Source organism: Arthrobacter sp. NPDC058192, from assembly GCF_042883665.1.
In the GTDB taxonomy this organism is placed as follows: Bacteria; Actinomycetota; Actinomycetes; order Actinomycetales; family Micrococcaceae; genus Arthrobacter.
In genome coordinates, this window is the sequence record NZ_JBHVVJ010000012.1 from 81,778 (window position 1) to 99,390 (window position 17,613).

Below are 17,613 nucleotides of genomic sequence, written 5' to 3' on the forward strand. Positions count from 1 at the left end.
GACCAAATTTGGGCCGGATCCGCTAAGACCCGACCCACTAGCACCACAACGGAGATATACGTGTCAGAACCCACCGCCCCAGACGATTCCGCGCCGGCCGGCAACGACTCCGGCCCGGGCTTCCGGCCCGCCGCGGTTGCTGCAGTGCCGCTGTCCGCCATCGGTGAGTCTATCGGCGTCGCCGTTCCTGGGGCGTCCCACTCGGTCCCGGTCACGGGGATCTCGTTGAACTCCCGGGAGATCCGCCCGGGAGACCTCTACGTCGCCCTTCCCGGCGCCACGCGGCACGGGGCCGACTTCGTGTCCCAGGCCGTCGACGCCGGTGCTGTCGCGGTGCTGACCGACGACGCCGGGGCCCGCATGCTGGCTCTCTCCAACGACATCCCCGTTCCCGTGCTGCTTGCCGACGAGCCGCGCAGCGTTGTCGGCCGGCTGTCGGCGCTGATCTACCAGAGCCGCCCGGAGGGGACAGCGGGGCCGGCGCTCTTCGGCGTGACCGGCACCAACGGCAAAACGACCACGACCTACTTCATCAACGCTCTCCTGCAGGCGCTGGGCAAACGGACCGGACTGATCGGGACGATCGAAATCCTTGCCGGCGGCGAGCCGATCCCCAGCCTGCTCACCACCCCCGAATCCACGGACGTGCACGCCCTGCTGGCCCTCATGCGTGAACGCGGGCTCGACGCCGCTTCCATGGAGGTTTCCTCGCACGCCGTGTCCTTCCACCGCGTGGACGGGGTGGTGTTCGATGTCACGGGCTTCACGAACCTCACCCAGGACCATCTGGACCTGCACGGGACGATGGAAGAGTACTTCCAGACCAAGGCCCGGCTGTTCACCCCGGCACGCGCCCGGGCTGCCGTCGTGACCGTGGACGATGCCTGGGGCCGCAGGCTCGCCGCTGCGGCCGAAATCCCCGTCACAACACTCGCCACTGCCGGCCAGGATGGGCGCGGACACGACGGAGGCCTGAGCGCTGACTGGACCGTGGTCCGGACTGCCCCGCGGGGACTCGGCACCGACTTTGTCCTCCGGCACCGCGACGGCGCGGAACTGCGCGTGCACACCGGCTTGCCGGGCAGCTTCAACGTCGCCAACGCCGCCCTGGCCACCGTCATGGTGCTCGCCGGCGGCCACGACCCAGCCGCCGTGCAGGCCGCCCTCGACGCCGGCGACCCCTTCACCGTTGCCGTGCCCGGCAGGATGCAGCTCGTGTCCACGGCGCCGGCCGCCGTGGTGGATTTCGCCCACAACCCCGATGCCCTCCAGCGGGCCCTTGAGGCCGTCCGGTCGCCGGAACCCGGGTCCAAGGTGATCATCGTTTTTGGCGCCACCGGGCAGCGCGACCAAAGCAAGCGCCCCGCCATGGGGGCCATTGCGGCCCGGCTGGCGGATACCGTGATTGTCAGCGACGATGACCCCCACGACGAGGACGCGGCGGCTATCCGTGCGGACGTCCTGGCCGGCGCCCAGGCAGCCAAAGCCAGCGAGGGCCTGGACTGCACCGTCCTGGAGGTCTTCCCGCGGGAGGCCGCCATTCTGAAGGCCGTGGAGCTGGCCAGGACCGGGGACACCATCCTTGTGGCCGGCCGGGGCCACGAGGTGTGGCAGGAGGTCAAGGGAGTCAATCTCGCCCTGGATGACCGGGTGGAGCTCCGGAACGCCTTGACAGAACGGGGATTCACCGTTCTCGAAGACCACCGGATAGAGTCCTAAACCGAGATGATTGCACTAACAGCGGCGGAAATCGCCGACATAACCAACGGCCGGCTGGCCGCGGAGCCGGGCATTACCCCAAACTCCGTGGTGACCGACTCCCGCGAGGCCACGGCGGGTTCCCTCTATGTGGCCAAGCCCGGGGAAAGCGCCGACGGCCACGACTTCGTGGGCGCCGCGTTTGACCGGGGCGCCGTTCTCGCGCTCGTCGAGCGCGATGTCGCCGACGACGCCGGGGTGAACTACCCGGCGGTCGTCGTTGAGGACGCCGTCCTCGCCATGGGCGCACTTGCCGCTGAAGCTGTCCGCCGGATCCGCGCCCGCCGCGCGTCCGCCGGTGCCGCGTTCACCGTCGTCGGTATCACCGGCTCCGCCGGCAAGACCACCACAAAGGACCTGCTGGCCGGAATCTTCGCCGCCACCGACGCCGAAGGCGCCACCGTCGCGCCGCAGGGGTCCTACAACGGCGAGGTCGGCGTCCCGCTGACCGTCTTCAGGGCCGACTACGACACCCGCTACCTCGTCATCGAGATGGGCGCCACGGGCATCGGCCACATCCGGTACCTCGCCGACATGGTTCGGCCGGAGATCGGTGTGGTCCTCGGCGTCGGTTCCGCGCACGCCGGAGAATTCGGCGGCATCGAGAACATCGCCGTCGCCAAGGGTGAACTCGTGGAGGCGCTCCCGGCCGAGGGCACAGCCGTGCTGAACCTGGACGACGCCCGCGTCGCCGCCATGGCCGCGCGGACCAGCGCCCGCGTGCTCGGCTGCACCTCCCGGGCCGCCGCCCAGGGCGAGGCGGACATGGCCCAGCCCGATGTGGTCAGGGCCGCCGGCGTCGAACTGAACCCCGCCGGCCATCCCGAATTTGAGCTCCAGCTGCCCGGCGGCAGCACACACGACGTCTCCGCCAAACTGATCGGAGCCCATCACATCGCCAACCTGCTCGCGGCCGCCGCCGCGGCGCACGCGGCCGGCATCCCTGGCGCCCAAATCGCGGCCTCGCTCAGCGCCCAGACCGCCGCCAGCCGCTGGCGGATGGAGCGCACGGAGCGCCCAGACGGCGTGACCATCATCAACGATGCCTACAACGCCAACCCGGAATCCATGCGGGCCGCGCTGCGGACGCTGGCCGAGCTGGGCCGTGGGCGCCGCACCTGGGCGGTTCTGGGCGCCATGCTCGAGCTGGGCCAGGACTCCATCCGTGAGCACATGGCCGTCGGCACCCAGGTGGTGCGGCTCAACATCTCGCGGCTCGTAGTCGTCGGCCGGGAGGCCCGCTCACTGTACGTCTCCGCCGTCAACGAGGGTTCTTGGGGCGATGAATGCATCTTCGCCGAGACCGCGGACGAGGCCTATGACCTCCTCCAAGCCGAGCTCCTGCCCGGTGACCTGGTCCTGTTCAAGTCATCGAACGGCATCGGGCTGCGCCATCTGGGCGATCGGATAGCATTGCCCCCACAAGCTCCGGGGGACACTCCCGAGCGATCTGCTGAGGGACCTGCCGCAACCGCCACCGAAGGGAGTACACAGCTGTGATTGCACTGCTGCTGGGCGCCGGAATGGCGCTGCTCCTCTCGTTCGCGGGCACCCCGCTCTTTATCCGCTTCCTGGTCCGCAAGGGCTACGGACAGTTCATCCGAGACGACGGGCCCACCTCCCACCACACCAAGCGCGGCACGCCCACCATGGGCGGCACCGTTGTGGTCCTGGCGGTCGTCGTCAGTTACCTGCTCACGCATCTGATCATGTGGCTGATGAACCCCGGCTCCCCGGGTCCGACCGCTTCGGGGCTTCTTTTGCTGTTCCTCATGGTGGGCATGGGGCTGGTGGGCTTCCTGGACGACTTCATCAAGATTTCCGCGCAGCGGAGCCTGGGGCTGAACGCCAAGGCCAAGCTGATCCTTCAGGCCGCCGTCGGCATCATTTTTGCCGTGCTGGCGCTGAACTTCCCGAATTCCGCCGGGCTGACACCGGCGTCGACCCAGATTTCGCTGGTGCGCGACATTCCGTGGCTCAACCTGGCCTTCGCCGGAACCGTGCTGGGCGCCATCCTGTTTGTCCTGTGGTCCAATCTGATCGTCACGGCGGCGACCAACGGCGTGAACCTCACCGACGGCCTCGACGGCCTGGCAGCCGGTGCTTCCGTCATGGTGTTCGGGGCGTACACGCTCATGGGCATCTGGCAAAACAACCAGGCCTGCGGGTCCCCGCGGCAGGCCGGCGGCGGCTGCTACTCGGTCCGCGACCCCCTGGACCTGGCCCTGCTCGCCGCCATCCTCAGCGCCGCCCTGGTCGGGTTCCTGTGGTGGAACACCTCCCCGGCCAAGATCTTCATGGGGGACACCGGGTCCCTGGCCATCGGTGGCGCAGTCGCAGCCTTCGCCATCCTGTCCCGCACGGAACTGCTGCTGGCCTTCATTGGCGGTCTTTTCGTTCTCATCACGCTCTCGGTCATCATCCAGGTGGGCTACTTTAAACTCACCAAGGGCAAACGGTTCTTCAAGATGGCGCCGCTGCAGCACCACTTCGAACTCAAAGGCTGGGCCGAGGTCACGGTGGTGGTCCGGTTCTGGATCCTGTGCGGATTGTTTGTCGCGGCGGGCCTAAGCATCTTCTACGCAGAATGGGTGGTGCTCCTGTGACCAGTCCAATTCCCGCCCCGCTCGCCACTTCGCCGCGGCTCCAGGGCCTCACCACATGGGATTCCGACTGGTCGGGCCTGCGCGTCGTGGTCACCGGCATCGGCGTCTCCGGCTTCGCCGCGGCCGACACCCTGATCGAACTCGGCGCCCGGGTGGTGGTGGTGGACGCCGCCACCAGCGCCAAGGCGCTGGCCCAGGCGGACACCCTCCGCATCGTCGGCGCTGCCGATGTCCTGCTGGGCGAAGCAGCGGTGGAGTCCGTTCCGAAGGTCGACGGGCAGAAACCGGATCTCGTGGTCACCTCGCCGGGGTGGCGTCCGGATCAGGCCCTGTTGGCCGCTGCCGCGCGGGCGCACATTCCGGTGTGGGGCGACGTCGAACTGGCCTGGCGGCTGCGCGAACGCAAGGGCCGCAAGACCGCCGACTGGCTCACCATCACCGGCACCAACGGCAAGACGACCACGGTGGGCCTCACCGAGTCCATGCTCCAGGCCGCCGGCCTCAAGGCCATTGCCGTCGGAAACGTCGGAACGCCCATCCTGGACGCGCTCCGGGACCCCGTGGACTACGACGCTTTCGCGGTGGAGCTCTCCAGCTTCCAACTGCACTGGAGCCACTCGGTGTCACCGCTGGCCAGCGTGTGCCTCAACGTCGCTGAAGACCACGTGGACTGGCACGGGTCCTACGCCTCCTACCTTGCAGACAAGGCCAAGATCTACGCGAACACGCAGAAGGCGTGCATCTACAACGCCGAGCAAATCGAGACCGAACGCATGGTCGAAGACGCGGACGTCGTCGAAGGCTGCCGCGCGGTGGGCTTCACCACCTTGACGCCGGCCATCAGCATGCTCGGCGTCGTGGAAGGGCTGCTGGTGGACCGCGCGTTCATCGCCGAACGCAAGGACAGCGCAGCCGAACTCGCCTCCATGGCTGACCTGGGGGCTGGGGCGCCGCGTCACATGGTGGCGAACGCGCTGGCGGCGGCCGCCCTGGTCCGGGCCTACGGTGTAGAGCCCTCGGCGGTCCGCAAGGGCCTGCAGGACTACCTTCCGGGCGACCACCGCATCCAGGCCGTGGCCCGCCACGAGGGGGTGCTCTGGGTCAACGACTCCAAGGCCACCAACCCGCACGCCGCCGCTGCCTCGCTGGCTGCCTTTTCCAAGGTGGTGTGGATCGCCGGCGGACTGTCCAAGGGCGTGAACTACGACTCGCTGGTTCAGGACCATGCCAAGCGGCTCAAGGCCGTGGTCCTGATCGGGGCGGACTCCAGCGATCTGCAGGCCGCCCTGCAGCGACACGCGCCCAATGTCCCCGTGATCGGGGCGGCAAAGGGCGAGACTGAAGATGTGCAGACTGCCGGAACGGCCACAGCCGGCGCAGGCCCTTCGCCGATCTTCGGCGAGACTGTGATGGCCCAGGCCGTTGCCTCGGCGGCCCAGCTGGCCTCCTCAGGGGACACTGTGCTGCTGGCACCGGCCGCTGCTTCCATGGATCAGTTCTCTTCCTACGCTCACCGTGGCGATGCCTTCATCGACGCTGTCCGCGAGCTCGTGGAAGGGCAGGCTCAGACCGGCGAGGAGTAACAATGGTCAGCACGCCCACACGTACGACGGCGGCACCCACCGCCCGGGGCGGAAGTCTCGGTCGAACTGCCGGCCGGACGGCCGGCAGCAGCCCCGTACCGGCCCCTCCGAGTACCAGGACCGCCGGTCCTCCCGCAGTGCGGGTGCGTGCCTGGTACCGCAGATTCTGGTCCGCGCTGGAAGGCACCGGCAAGTCCCGCAACGGATCGACCTATTACCTGATCCTGGGTTCCACCCTGGCCCTGACGGCAATCGGCATCATGATGGTTCTCTCCGCCTCCAGCGTGGAAGCAATCGCGGCGGGGGAGTCGCCGTACTCGGCTGCCCTCAAGCAGGGCGGATTCGCCGCGATTGGCATCTTTGGCATGTTCGTCCTCTCGCGGGTCAACGTCGTGTGGCTCAGGCGCATCGCCTGGGGGGTCATGATCTTGGCCGTCGCGCTGCTCGGACTGGTCCTTCTCGTGGGACGCAGCGCCCTGGGCAACCAGAACTGGATCGACGTCGGCCCCTTCACCTTCCAGCCCTCCGAGGCCGCCAAGCTGGCGCTGGCGCTGTGGATGGCCACGGTACTGGACCGTAAAGCGAAGCTCCTGCACGAGTGGCGGCACGCGCTCGTTCCCGTCGTGGCGCCGGGAGCCGCTGTGGTCCTGGGACTCATTCTCGCCGGTAACGACCTCGGCACAGCCATGATCGTGATGATCATCGTGGCGGCTGCGCTGTTCTTTGCCGGCGTCCGGCTGTACTTTTTCGCGTTCGCCGGGGGGCTCCTGGCCATCGGCACCACGATCCTCGCCGTCACGAACCCGAACCGGATGTGCCGCATCCTGTCCTGGACCGGCCAGACCTGCGCCGACGGTTCCGACCTGAACTACCAGTCCACCAACGGCCTGTACGGGCTCGCCTCCGGTGGCTGGTTCGGCGTCGGGCTCGGCCAGAGCCGGCAAAAGTACAGCTGGATCCCCGAGGCCCACAACGACTTCATCTTCGCAATCATCGGCGAGGAACTGGGCCTGGTCGGAACGCTCGTGGTCCTGGTCCTTTTCGCCATCCTCGGCACCGCCATCTACCGCGTCGTCGTTGCGCAGCACGACGTCTTCCACCGTGTCCTGGCCGGCGCCATCATGGTCTGGCTGCTGGGGCAGGCCAGCGTCAACATGGCGGTGGTCACCGGACTGGCACCCGTGATCGGCGTTCCCTTGCCCTTCATCTCCTATGGCGGCTCGGCCCTGCTGATGTCGCTGTGTGCCATCGGCGTCGTCCTGTCCCTGGCCCGGGCCCAGATGGATCCGGGCATGCAGCCGAAGAAGATGCTGAAGTTCGGGCCGGCAGCGTTCGCGAATTCGGTACGACGGGCGCGCGCCGCCCGCGCGGCCGCGGCGCGGAACGAGGCCAAGAATCGACCGGCCAAGAATCCGGCGGCCAGGAACCCAGCAGCCAAGAACCCCGCTACCAAGAATCCCGCAGCCAAGAGCGCTGCTCCCAAGAACCGCACGAAAGCGTAACAGCCCTTTATGAACACCGAGTCGCCTTTGTCCGTGGTCCTTGCCGGCGGCGGAACCGCCGGCCACATCAGCCCGCTGCTGGCCATTGCCGGTGCCCTCCGGCAGACCCGGCCGGCGGTGAAGCTGGTGGCGGTCGGTACGCCCGGCGGGATGGAAACGCGCCTGGTCCCGGCGGCCGGGCTGGACCTGGTCACCATCAGCCGGGTCCCGCTGCCGCGCAAGCCGTCCGCAGACCTGCTCCGCCTCCCCGGGCGCCTGGCCGGGGCAGTGAAGCAGGCGGGCGTCATCCTGGAGGGTGCCGGGGCCGATGTCCTGGTGGGGGTCGGCGGATATGTCTGCACGCCGATGTACCTGGCAGCCCGCCGCCGGAAAATACCGATCGTGGTCCACGAGGCCAACACCCGCCCCGGCCTGGCGAACCGTGTCGGGGCCTTCCTGGGCGCCCACGTGGCCGTCGCCTTCGCCGCGACCAAGCTGGGCCGCGCGCAGCACGTGGGCATGCCCATGCGTCCGGAGATTTCCGGCCTGGACCGGGCCGCTGCCCGCGCGGGGGCGCGGCAGTCGCTGGGACTCGATCAGGACAAACCGACCCTGGTGGTCACCGGCGGGTCCTCGGGCGCCCAAAGCATCAACCGCTCACTCGCCGCGGCAGTCGGGGCCCTCGCCGACTCCGGCGTCCAGACCCTGCACATCACCGGCCGCGGCAAGTCCGTGCACGACGCCGACGGCACGCCGCTCGCCGCACCGGGCTACCGGCAGGTCGAATACGTCGACGGCATGGAGACCGTGTACGCCGCGGCTGACCTGCTGCTGGCCCGTGCCGGCGCGGCCACCGTCTGCGAGGTGGCCGCGGTGGGCGTGCCCGCCGTCTTCGTCCCCCTGCCCATCGGCAACGGGGAGCAGGCGCTGAACGCCGCGGGCCTTGTGGCCGCGGGCGGCGCCTTGTTGGTGGACGACAAGGAATTTTCCGCCGACTGGATCAGCCAGCACATCATCCCGGCCCTGCTGGACAAGGACAGGCTCGCAGAGATGGCCGCCAGCTCCCGGCACCTGGGCATCCGGGATGCGGACCGGCGCATGGCCGATCTCATCCTCGACGTCGCGTCTTCAGCCCAGCACAGCAGGTCCCAGCACGTCAGGAAGCAGTAGAGCAATGACCCAGCCCCAGCACGGCACGCGTTCTTTGGAATCCCTCGGCCGCGTGCACTTCATCGGCATCGGCGGCGTCGGCATGTCCGCCGTCGCCCGCATCATGGTTGCACGCGGCGTTCCGGTCAGTGGCTCGGACGCGAAGGCGTTGCCCGTCATGACTGACCTTGCAGCCGCCGGAGCCCGCATCGCGGTGGGCTATGGCCCCGGGAACCTCGGCGACGCAGAAACCGTGGTGGCCGGCTCCGCAATCCGGCCGGACAACCCTGAGCTCGCGGCGGCCCGCGCCGCCGGGCTGCCGGTGCTGCACCGCTCCGAAGCCCTCGCGGCCACCATGGCGGATGACACCGTCGTGGCTGTCGCCGGAACCCACGGCAAGTCCACCACAACTTCCATGATCACGGTGCTGCTGCAGGGCGCCGGGCTGGATCCGTCCTTCGCCATCGGTGCCAACGTTCCGGCGCTCGGCGTCAACGCGGCGAACGGCGCCTCCGGGATCTTTGTGGCCGAGGCCGACGAGTCGGACGGTTCCTTCCTGAACTACCGGCCAACGATCGCCGTGGTGACCAACGTCGAGCCGGATCACCTCGACTTCTACGGCACCGCCGAAGCCGTCTACGCCTCCTTCGACAGCTTCACCTCCCTGCTGCCCGCCGACGGTGTCCTGGTGGCCTGCGCGGACGACCCGGGAGCCAGGGCACTGGCCCAGCGCACCCTGGAACGCGGCAACACCCGGGTGGTCCTCTACGGGACGTCGGCGGACGCCGCCGTCCGGCTGGACGATGCCCCGGTCCGGCCGGACGATGCCGGCCCGGGCCGGATCGGGATCTCGACGACGGCGGGCACCTTCGGCGTCGAGCTCCAGGTCCCGGGCCGGCACAACGCGCTGAACGCGGCCGCCGCGTTCGCCGCTGCGATCGAACTCGGCGTGGACCCGGAGAAGGCGGCAGGGGCACTGGCGCACTTCTCCGGCGCCTCGCGCCGCTTCGAGTTCAAGGGCGAAGGGCGCGGCATCCGCGTCTACGATGACTACGCCCACCACCCCACGGAAGTCCGCGCCGCCTTGTCTGCCGCGCGCTCCGTGGCCGGGCAGCACAAAGTGCACGTTCTCTTCCAGCCCCACCTGTTTTCCCGAACCCGGGAATTTGCCCGTGAATTCGCCGACGCCCTCAACACGGCGGACACGGCCCTGGTTCTGGACATCTATCCGGCGCGGGAAGATCCCATTCCGGGCGTCACCAGCGGGTTGATTGCCGACCACCTGGGGCCCGGCGGCAGCCGTGTGGGCCCCGGCGCGGAGGCGGTCCAGGCGCTGCTCGCGGCCGCCGGGCCGGGGGACATTGTGCTCACCGCCGGCGCCGGCGACGTCACGGCCTACGGGCCGCAGATCGTCGATGCCCTGACTGTGGAGGCCGCCGGTGGCTAGCACCCGGCGCCCGACGTACCGGGGCGGATCCAAGGCGGGCTCCGGTCCGTCTTCCGGCGGCACCGGCACGGACGTTATTTCGGCGTCCAAGAACGCCGGTGACACCGGGAGCGGTCGGGGCCGCACCCCGCTGTCGGCTCCGGAGCATGGTTCGGGGCAGGTGCTGTCCTTCCCCGAGCCGAAACGCAAGCGCCGCCGGCGCATCCTGCTCAGCACCATCGGCATTGTTGCCGTGCTGATGGCGGCCATCGTCGCGGCCGCCGTCTACTCGCCCGTGTTGGCCTTGCGGACAGTCACGGTGCAGGGCACCAAGCTGCTGGGCGCCGAGCGGGTCCAGGCCGCCCTCGCGCCCCTGCAGGGCAAACCGCTTCCGCAGATCAGCGAAGCGGACGTCACCGCCCTGCTGAAGCCGCTGGTCCAGATCAAAGAGGTTCGGGTGAGGGCGCTGCCGCCCTCCACCCTGCACGTGGACGTCACGGAGCGGATCCCGGTCGCCCTGGTCAAGCAGCGCGATACGTACCAGCTGGTGGATGTCGACGGGGTGCAGCTCAGCACCACCAAGGACGCCGCTTCGGTCCCGCTGCCGGTGATCGATGGTGGCGGCGGGACACTTCCCAAGGACCTGTTCCGGGCCATCACCGCGGTGCTGGGAGCGTTGCCTGCGGACGTGCTGTCGAGGCTCTCCAACGCTTCCGCCGGATCTGCCGACGCCGTTGAACTCAAGCTCGTGGACGGGCAGACGATCGTTTGGGGCAACGCGGGGGAGAAGGAATTGAAGGCCCGCGTCCTCGCGGCCCTCCTGAAGGCACCGGCAGATCCGAAGAATCCGGTAAAGGTCTACGATGTCAGCGTGCCCAGGCACCCCGTCACCCGGTAGCCATTTGGCCGGTATTCGCGCGACACGCGGCGCCGGTCATTGAATGTCCCCGGCGGAGCAAATACCGTCACAGACATGAGTTACTTGACATAACTATAACCTTCAAGTCGAAGGTTAAGGTTCAAAGCTTCAAGCACTGCTCGATCAGTTTTCGCATTAGTACACGAACAAGGGACACGTAACGTGGCAGCTCCGCAGAATTACTTGGCCGTCATCAAGGTCGTCGGCATCGGCGGCGGTGGCGTGAACGCAGTCAACCGCATGATCGAGGTCGGTCTTCGCGGCGTCGAATTCATCGCCATCAACACAGATGCCCAGGCGCTGCTGATGAGTGATGCCGACGTCAAGCTCGACGTCGGGCGTGAGCTGACCCGTGGACTCGGAGCTGGCGCGAACCCTGAGGTCGGCCGGCAGGCCGCCGAGGATCACGCCGATGAAATCGAAGAGGTCATCCGGGGCGCAGACATGGTCTTCGTCACCGCCGGCGAGGGCGGCGGCACCGGCACCGGCGGCGCGCCCGTCGTGGCCCGGATTGCACGCTCCCTTGGCGCCCTGACCATCGGCGTGGTAACGCGCCCCTTCACCTTCGAAGGCCGCCGGCGTGCCGGCTCCGCCGAAGCCGGCATCGACGCCCTCCGGGACGAAGTCGACACGCTGATTGTGATCCCGAACGACCGCCTGCTTTCCATCAGCGACCGCAACGTCTCGGTCCTGGACGCGTTCCGTTCCGCCGACCAGGTCCTGCTGTCCGGTGTCCAGGGCATCACGGACCTCATCACGACTCCGGGCCTGATCAACCTCGACTTCGCCGACGTCAAGTCCGTCATGCAGGGCGCCGGTTCCGCGCTCATGGGCATCGGCTCGGCCCGCGGTGAAGACCGGGCCGTCAAAGCCGCCGAGCTCGCCATCGCCTCCCCGCTGCTCGAAGCATCGATCGACGGCGCGCACGGCGTCCTGCTGTCCATCCAGGGCGGCTCGGACCTCGGCCTCTTCGAAATCAACGAAGCTGCCCGCCTCGTCCAGGAAGTCGCCCACCCGGAGGCCAACATCATCTTCGGCGCCGTGATCGACGACGCCCTCGGCGACGAGGCGCGGGTCACGGTCATCGCCGCGGGCTTTGACGACGTCAAGGCCACCTCTCCCTCCATGGACCAGTCGCTGCCGGCCGCGCCGCCGCGGCCTGCAACCCCGGCCCCGGCTCCGGCGCAGGCACCCGCCTCAGCCCAGGTCCAGCCCCTGCACGCGGCCGTCGGTGCCTCCGGCTACGGCGGCTGGGGCCAACAGCGCCCCTCAGCCGTACCGGCCGACTCGGGCTTCGACGTCGACCTGCCGGCCGTCGTGGAGCCGGACCTGTCCGGCCGCCACTCCGACGACCTGGACGTCCCCGACTTCCTGAAGTAACCGACTCCCTCAAGCAAAAACGTCCGGCTACAGCATGGCACCGCCGTCCGGCGGTGCCATGCTGCTTTCCGCCGGGTTACGGTGGAACGTATGAACGCAAGAATTTCGGACACGTCGACGGCGGTGTTGTGATTGTTTTCCTGGCGGGCTGAAGTCCGGCCGGGCGTCTGGGTTGCCTTCACCGACGCCGGAGCCGGGAACCTGGCGCTCCATGTGGGCGATGACCCCGCGGCGGTCCGGCGCCGGCGCGCGGAGCTCGAACAGGCCGCGGGTCTCGGCGGGCGCTCGTTCCGGTATATGAACCAGGTCCACGGCAACGACGTCGCCACCGTCAGCGCAGGCGCCGGTGCCGTAGGCGGGGGATCGGACGCGGCAACGTTGCCCACGGCGGACGTGCCGGCGGTTCCCACCGCCGATGCCATGGTCTCCCTGGCCGAACCGCTGGCCGTCATGGTGGCCGACTGTGTGCCGGTGGTACTGGTCGGCGACGGCCCGTCCGGGGCCCCGGTCCTGGGCGTGGTGCACGCCGGACGGCCGGGCGTGGCCACCGGGGTACTTCCGGCCGCCGTCGCGCGCTTGCGGGAGCTCGGTGCCGGGCGGATCGGCGCCTGGGTGGGGCCCAGCATCTGCGGGCGCTGCTACGAGGTTCCCGAGGGCTTGCGCTCGGACGTGGCCGCCGCCGTCCCGGCTACGTGGACCACCACGTCCACCGGCACGCCCGGCCTGGACCTGCCGGCAGGCGTGCGGAGCCAGCTGGAAGCGGCGGACGTCGCCGTCGAATACACCGGGGGCTGCACCCTGGAAGACGACACCCTGTTCTCCTACCGCCGCAACAGCCACACGGGCCGGTTCGCCGGTCTGGTGTGGACGAACGCGGCACCCGGGAAGGGGGTGCGCGGCCATGACCAAGCAGAGTGACGGCCTGGACGCCGGCAGCACCACAAGGCCGGGGGAGAGCCCCGAAGCGCTCGAAGGACCACGGCTGGCCCAGCTGGGGACGAACCTCTCGGCGGTACGCCGCCGCATCGACGCGGCCGTGGCCGCTGCCGGCCGGCAGGGGACGCCGCCCCGCCTGATCGTCGTCACCAAGTTCCACCCGGCCCAGGATGTCCGGCGGCTCGCGGCGCTGGGAGTCACCGACGTCGGGGAAAACCGGGACCAGGAAGCCGTGGACAAGGCGGCGCAGCTTCCGGACCTCGGGCTGCGCTGGCACTTCATCGGACAGCTCCAGAGCAACAAGGCCAAATCGGTCGTCAAGTATGCCGGAGCCGTGCATTCCGTGGACCGGCCCGGCCTCGCCGCCGCACTCGCCAAAGCTATGGCCGTCGAACGAGACCGGACAGGCCGCCCGCCACTGGACTGTTTCATCCAGGTCAGCCTGGCCGAAGACGCAGGAGGTTCATCGGCGGCGCACCGCGGCGGCACGGCCCCCCGGGATGTCCCAGCCCTGGCCGAACAGCTCGCGGCAGCAGCGGGGCTGCGGCTGGCGGGCGTCATGGCCGTAGCCCCGCTCGGGGCGGACCCGGCGGCCGCGTTCGAGAAGCTGGCAGCCATTTCCGGGCGCCTGGGCTCGCAGTTTCCGGACGCCACGGGGATCTCCGCCGGCATGAGCCAGGACCTTGAACAGGCGATACGCTTCGGGGCGACACACCTGCGCATTGGCTCCGATATTCTCGGTCCGCGTCCGGACCTGCGGTAAGTTCAACGTATTGGAAGGTAATGGCGGGGATTCCAAGGCTGTCGAGTCATTAAGCTGCCCGCTTACGGACAAGATGAGGAGTCGACCATGGCTGGCGCGCTGCGCAAGACAATGATCTATCTTGGGCTCGCTGACGGTGACGAACACTACGAGTCTGAGCACCCCACACCGCACAAGGATGAGGACGAATCCATGGAGCAGGACCGCGAGGAACGCCGCGCGCCGGCGCCCGTCCGCGAGGTTCCCCGGGAAGAGCCCCACCCCGCTGAAGAGGAATATCGCGCACCTGTGACACCCATCAAGCGTGCGGCTTCGAGCCGCGAAGAGACCACCGGACTCCGGCAGATCACCACCATCCATCCGCGGTCCTACAACGATGCCAAGCTCATCGGCGAAAGCTTCCGCGACGGCATCCCCGTCATCATGAACGTCACGGACATGGGCGAAGCCGATGCCAAGCGCCTCGTGGACTTCTCGGCGGGCCTGGTTTTCGGGCTCCGTGGCAGCATCGAGCGCGTGACCAACAAGGTCTTCCTGCTCTCGCCCTCGTACATCGAGGTCATTGGCGATGACAAGAAGGCCAGCGAGACGCAGGCGAGTTTCTTCAACCAGAGCTAAGCCGGATAGTTCGCACGGATGCCAGGCGGGGACACCCGCCTGGCATCCGTGCGCAATTATCCGTGTTGAAATAGAAGGAACACTTTCCTTAGGACACTGCGGTATCCGGAATGAACATGGAGATATGAGTTAGCTCATGGGAATTGTTTTCGGGCTCGTCTATATCGCTCTGTTGCTTTTTTTCGTGGCACTGATCATCCGCCTGGTCTTCGACTGGGTGCAGATGTTTGCCCGGAGCTGGCGGCCGCGCGGTGTGGCGCTGGTTGCCGCGCACGCTGTGTATTCGGTCACGGACAAGCCGCTGAAGCTGCTCCGCCGCCTCATCCCGCCGCTGCGGCTGGGCGGGATGTCGCTCGACATCGGGTTCCTGCTGTTGTTCGTCGCCGTCAGCGTGGCCATGTGGGTCGTCAAGGGCCTGGTGTACGCCCAGCCGATCGCAGCCTGAGACGCAGCAGCAACCCCATGGCAGGCGGCTGAGCTGGGCCGACGCCGATGCTGATAGAAACTCCGGTTTGACACTGCGGTGTTGAATTAGAGGAACCAGACCATATTTAGGTACCGTAGTTTTGACGGCCGGAAGGCCTACTGACTAACTAGACCAACGAGGTGACCAGATGGCTTTGACGCCAGAAGACGTTGTCAACAAGCGCTTTCAGCCGACCAAGTTCCGCGAAGGCTACGACCAGGACGAGGTTGATGACTTCCTGGACGAGATCGTCGTCGAACTGCGACGCCTGAACCAGGAGAACGACGAGCTGCGCAAGAAGCTCGCGGAATCCGGCGCCGGCACGCCTGCCAGCTCCGCAGTCGCCGCACCCGTGGTGGAGAAGGTCCCGGCGCCCGTCAAGGCCGACAAGGAAGAAGCCGCCAAGGCCGAGGCCGAAGCGAAGGCAAAGGCGGCCGCAGAAGCCGCCAAGAAGAAGGAAGCCGAGCAGGCCGCGAAGGCAGCCCAGGCTGCCGAACCGGCCCGCACCGCCGCCACCCCGGCCTCCGAATCGGCCGCCGGCCTGCTGGCCATGGCGCAGCAGATGCACGACAAGCACGTCGCCGACGGCGAGCAGCAGCGGGACAAGATCATCGCCGAAGCCCAGATCGAGGCCAGCAGCCTCGTCAACGACGCGCAGGAAAAGTCCCGCAAGATCCTCGGTGCCCTCGAACAGCAGCGCTCCGTCCTGGAACGCAAGGTTGAGCAGCTTCGCGGCTTCGAGCGTGACTACCGGTCACGCCTGAAGGCCTACATCGAAGGCCAGCTCCGCGACCTCGACGCCCGCGGCTCCGTTGCCGCTCCTGAGGTCGAAGCCAGCTAGGGCAAAAAGCCAAGTATTCTGAAGTCGGTGGCTGGGGACTCCTCGGCCGCCGGCTTTTCCTTTACCCGCCAGCGCCGCCACCGGTTTCGGTGCGCAACACTGGCCGGCACCACATCCCGGTCCCCGTACTGGCTCCCGAACGAAAGCCCTATGACTGACGCACCATCACCAGACGCCACGCAGCCCGCCGCGGACGCACTGCCCGTGCAGGGCCGGCCGCGCCGGGCAAAGCTGTACGTTTTGTTCGCTGCCTTCGCCGTGTTCGCCTACGTGTTCGACCAGCTGACCAAGCTCTGGGTCACGAGCACCATGACCGAGGGCGAGCGGATCCCCGTGTTGCCGCCGCTGCTGCACTGGTTCTACATCCGCAACTCCGGGGCCGCGTTTTCGATCGGCGAGAATGTCACCTGGGTGTTCACGATCGTCATGGCGGCCGTGTCCGTCGCGATCCTGCTGCAGCTGCGCAAGCTGGGCTCCCTCTGGTGGGCGTTGGCGCTCGGGCTGCTGCTCGGCGGGGCCCTGGGCAACCTGACGGACCGGCTGTTCCGCGAGCCGTCCTTCGCCATGGGCCACGTGGTGGACTTCATCCAGTTGCCGAACTTCGCGATCTTCAACATCGCCGATTCCGCCGTCGTCTCCGCCGTGGTGATCATTTGCCTGCTCACCCTCCGGGGGATCTCCCTGGACGGTTCGCGCCACACGAAGGACACGGTGGCCGAGGATGTCTGAGAACGCCGCTGGGGCGCACCGGCAGTTCACCGTTCCAGAGGAGCTTGCCGGCGCCCGCGTGGACGCCGGCTTGTCCCGGCTTATGGACATCTCCCGCTCCCAGGCGGCGACCCTGATCGCCGAGGGCAACGTCAGCAGCAACGCCAAGAGGGTGGGCAAATCGCTCAAGCTGGCGGCCGGCACCGTGCTCGACGTCGTGGTACCGGACCGCCGGGACCCCCTGGAAATCGTGGAGGAAGTAGTGGACGGCCTTAACATCCTGCTGGACGATGACGAGTTCGTAGTCATCGACAAACCGGTCGGCGTGGCGGCCCACCCCTCACCCGGCTGGGTGGGACCCACGGTCGTGGGAGGCCTGGCCGGACTCGGCTACCGGATTTCGACGTCGGGGGCACCGGAACGCGCCGGCATCGTCCACCGGCTCGACGTCGGGACCTCCGGCGTCATGGTGGTCGCCAAGACCGAGAACGCCTACACCGTGCTCAAGCGCGCCTTCAAGGACCGCACCGTGGACAAGGTCTACCACGCCGTAGTCCAGGGCCTGCCGGATCCGCTGGCGGGCACCATCGACGCGCCCATCGGCCGGCACCCGGGCCACGACTGGCGGTTCGCTGTGATCGAGGACGGCCGCGACTCGGTCACCCACTACGAGGTCTTGGAGGCCTTCGGAAAGGCCTCACTGGTGGAGGTCCACTTGGAAACCGGTCGCACCCATCAGATCCGCGTGCATTTTTCCGCGCTCCGCCACCCCTGCGCCGGCGACCTGACCTACGGCGCGGACCCCCGGCTGGCCGCAACCCTCGGACTGACCCGGCAGTGGCTGCACGCCCGGGAGCTGTCCTTCGACCACCCGCGGACGGGGGAGCGTGTCACCGTCACCAGCGGGTATCCGCAGGACCTGCAGTACGCGCTTGAGGTCCTGGAGTCCGGACAGGCCTGAAAGGCCGGTCAGGCCTGT

The 17,613-nt window shown here is 68.2% G+C and carries 16 protein-coding genes; all 16 read left to right on the top strand.

From position 1 onward, the window contains the following. The first annotated feature begins 60 nt into the window (after nt 1-60). Nucleotides 61-1,719, top strand: coding sequence for a UDP-N-acetylmuramoyl-L-alanyl-D-glutamate--2,6-diaminopimelate ligase (locus ACFVVK_RS13290; RefSeq protein ID WP_390267456.1), 1,659 nt, complete (start codon nt 61-63; stop codon nt 1,717-1,719). 6 nt (nt 1,720-1,725) lie between these two features. Next, entirely contained in the window at nt 1,726-3,258 is a 1,533-nt protein-coding gene (gene murF, locus ACFVVK_RS13295) for a UDP-N-acetylmuramoyl-tripeptide--D-alanyl-D-alanine ligase (RefSeq protein WP_390267459.1), read from the top strand. Then, entirely contained in the window at nt 3,255-4,364 is a 1,110-nt protein-coding gene (gene mraY, locus ACFVVK_RS13300; RefSeq protein ID WP_390267462.1) for a phospho-N-acetylmuramoyl-pentapeptide-transferase, read from the top strand. The genes murF and mraY overlap by 4 nt, the downstream gene beginning before the upstream one ends. Then, on the top strand, nt 4,346-5,947 hold the full coding sequence (gene murD, locus ACFVVK_RS13305; RefSeq protein WP_390267465.1) for a UDP-N-acetylmuramoyl-L-alanine--D-glutamate ligase: 1,602 nt from the start codon (nt 4,346-4,348) through the stop codon (nt 5,945-5,947). The genes mraY and murD overlap by 19 nt, the downstream gene beginning before the upstream one ends. A gap of 2 nt (nt 5,948-5,949) precedes the next feature. Further along, nucleotides 5,950-7,449: a putative lipid II flippase FtsW gene (gene ftsW / locus ACFVVK_RS13310; RefSeq protein WP_390267468.1), complete on the top strand. Its 1,500-nt coding sequence runs from the start codon at nt 5,950-5,952 to the stop codon at nt 7,447-7,449. A gap of 9 nt (nt 7,450-7,458) precedes the next feature. Next, complete coding sequence (gene murG, locus ACFVVK_RS13315) at nt 7,459-8,598, top strand: undecaprenyldiphospho-muramoylpentapeptide beta-N-acetylglucosaminyltransferase (protein WP_390267471.1); 1,140 nt, start codon at nt 7,459-7,461, stop codon at nt 8,596-8,598. Between the two features lie 4 nt (nt 8,599-8,602). Beyond that, on the top strand, nt 8,603-10,024 hold the full coding sequence (gene murC, locus ACFVVK_RS13320; RefSeq protein WP_390267474.1) for a UDP-N-acetylmuramate--L-alanine ligase: 1,422 nt from the start codon (nt 8,603-8,605) through the stop codon (nt 10,022-10,024). Next, a complete protein-coding gene (locus ACFVVK_RS13325) occupies nt 10,017-10,901 on the top strand; it encodes a cell division protein FtsQ/DivIB (RefSeq protein WP_390267477.1) in 885 nt (294 codons plus the stop codon). Before murC ends, ACFVVK_RS13325 begins: the two co-directional genes overlap by 8 nt. A 183-nt stretch (nt 10,902-11,084) precedes the next feature. Further along, on the top strand, nt 11,085-12,302 hold the full coding sequence (gene ftsZ, locus ACFVVK_RS13330) for a cell division protein FtsZ (protein WP_390267480.1): 1,218 nt from the start codon (nt 11,085-11,087) through the stop codon (nt 12,300-12,302). 132 nt (nt 12,303-12,434) lie between these two features. After that, nucleotides 12,435-13,220: a polyphenol oxidase family protein gene (locus ACFVVK_RS13335; protein ID WP_390267483.1), complete on the top strand. Its 786-nt coding sequence runs from the start codon at nt 12,435-12,437 to the stop codon at nt 13,218-13,220. Then, nucleotides 13,204-14,001 (top strand): YggS family pyridoxal phosphate-dependent enzyme, encoded by a 798-nt coding sequence (locus ACFVVK_RS13340; protein ID WP_390267486.1) that lies wholly within the window; start codon nt 13,204-13,206, stop codon nt 13,999-14,001. The genes ACFVVK_RS13335 and ACFVVK_RS13340 overlap by 17 nt, the downstream gene beginning before the upstream one ends. A gap of 87 nt (nt 14,002-14,088) precedes the next feature. Continuing rightward, nucleotides 14,089-14,619, top strand: coding sequence for a cell division protein SepF (locus tag ACFVVK_RS13345; protein WP_090956618.1), 531 nt, complete (start codon nt 14,089-14,091; stop codon nt 14,617-14,619). Between the two features lie 136 nt (nt 14,620-14,755). Continuing rightward, entirely contained in the window at nt 14,756-15,064 is a 309-nt protein-coding gene (locus ACFVVK_RS13350; protein ID WP_390267489.1) for a YggT family protein, read from the top strand. 169 nt (nt 15,065-15,233) lie between these two features. Next, nucleotides 15,234-15,926, top strand: coding sequence for a DivIVA domain-containing protein (locus ACFVVK_RS13355; protein WP_390267492.1), 693 nt, complete (start codon nt 15,234-15,236; stop codon nt 15,924-15,926). 150 nt (nt 15,927-16,076) lie between these two features. After that, nucleotides 16,077-16,655, top strand: coding sequence for a signal peptidase II (lspA, locus tag ACFVVK_RS13360; protein WP_390267494.1), 579 nt, complete (start codon nt 16,077-16,079; stop codon nt 16,653-16,655). Further along, entirely contained in the window at nt 16,648-17,595 is a 948-nt protein-coding gene (locus tag ACFVVK_RS13365) for an RluA family pseudouridine synthase (protein ID WP_390267497.1), read from the top strand. The genes lspA and ACFVVK_RS13365 overlap by 8 nt, the downstream gene beginning before the upstream one ends. Nucleotides 17,596-17,613: the final 18 nt, after the last annotated feature.

Bases quoted from the DNA above. Each gene is read 5' to 3' on its own strand.
- ACFVVK_RS13345 (WP_090956618.1), top strand. From the start codon at position 14,089: ATGGCTGGCGCGCTGCGCAAGACAATGATCTATCTTGGGCTCGCTGAC.
- murG (WP_390267471.1), top strand. From the start codon at position 7,459: ATGAACACCGAGTCGCCTTTGTCCGTGGTCCTTGCCGGCGGCGGAACC.
- ftsW (WP_390267468.1), top strand. From the start codon at position 5,950: ATGGTCAGCACGCCCACACGTACGACGGCGGCACCCACCGCCCGGGGC.
- murD (WP_390267465.1), top strand. From the start codon at position 4,346: ATGGGTGGTGCTCCTGTGACCAGTCCAATTCCCGCCCCGCTCGCCACT.
- murC (WP_390267474.1), top strand. From the start codon at position 8,603: ATGACCCAGCCCCAGCACGGCACGCGTTCTTTGGAATCCCTCGGCCGC.
- ACFVVK_RS13365 (WP_390267497.1), top strand. From the start codon at position 16,648: ATGTCTGAGAACGCCGCTGGGGCGCACCGGCAGTTCACCGTTCCAGAG.
- lspA (WP_390267494.1), top strand. From the start codon at position 16,077: ATGACTGACGCACCATCACCAGACGCCACGCAGCCCGCCGCGGACGCA.
- ACFVVK_RS13350 (WP_390267489.1), top strand. From the start codon at position 14,756: ATGGGAATTGTTTTCGGGCTCGTCTATATCGCTCTGTTGCTTTTTTTC.
- ACFVVK_RS13355 (WP_390267492.1), top strand. From the start codon at position 15,234: ATGGCTTTGACGCCAGAAGACGTTGTCAACAAGCGCTTTCAGCCGACC.
- murF (WP_390267459.1), top strand. From the start codon at position 1,726: ATGATTGCACTAACAGCGGCGGAAATCGCCGACATAACCAACGGCCGG.
- ACFVVK_RS13340 (WP_390267486.1), top strand. From the start codon at position 13,204: ATGACCAAGCAGAGTGACGGCCTGGACGCCGGCAGCACCACAAGGCCG.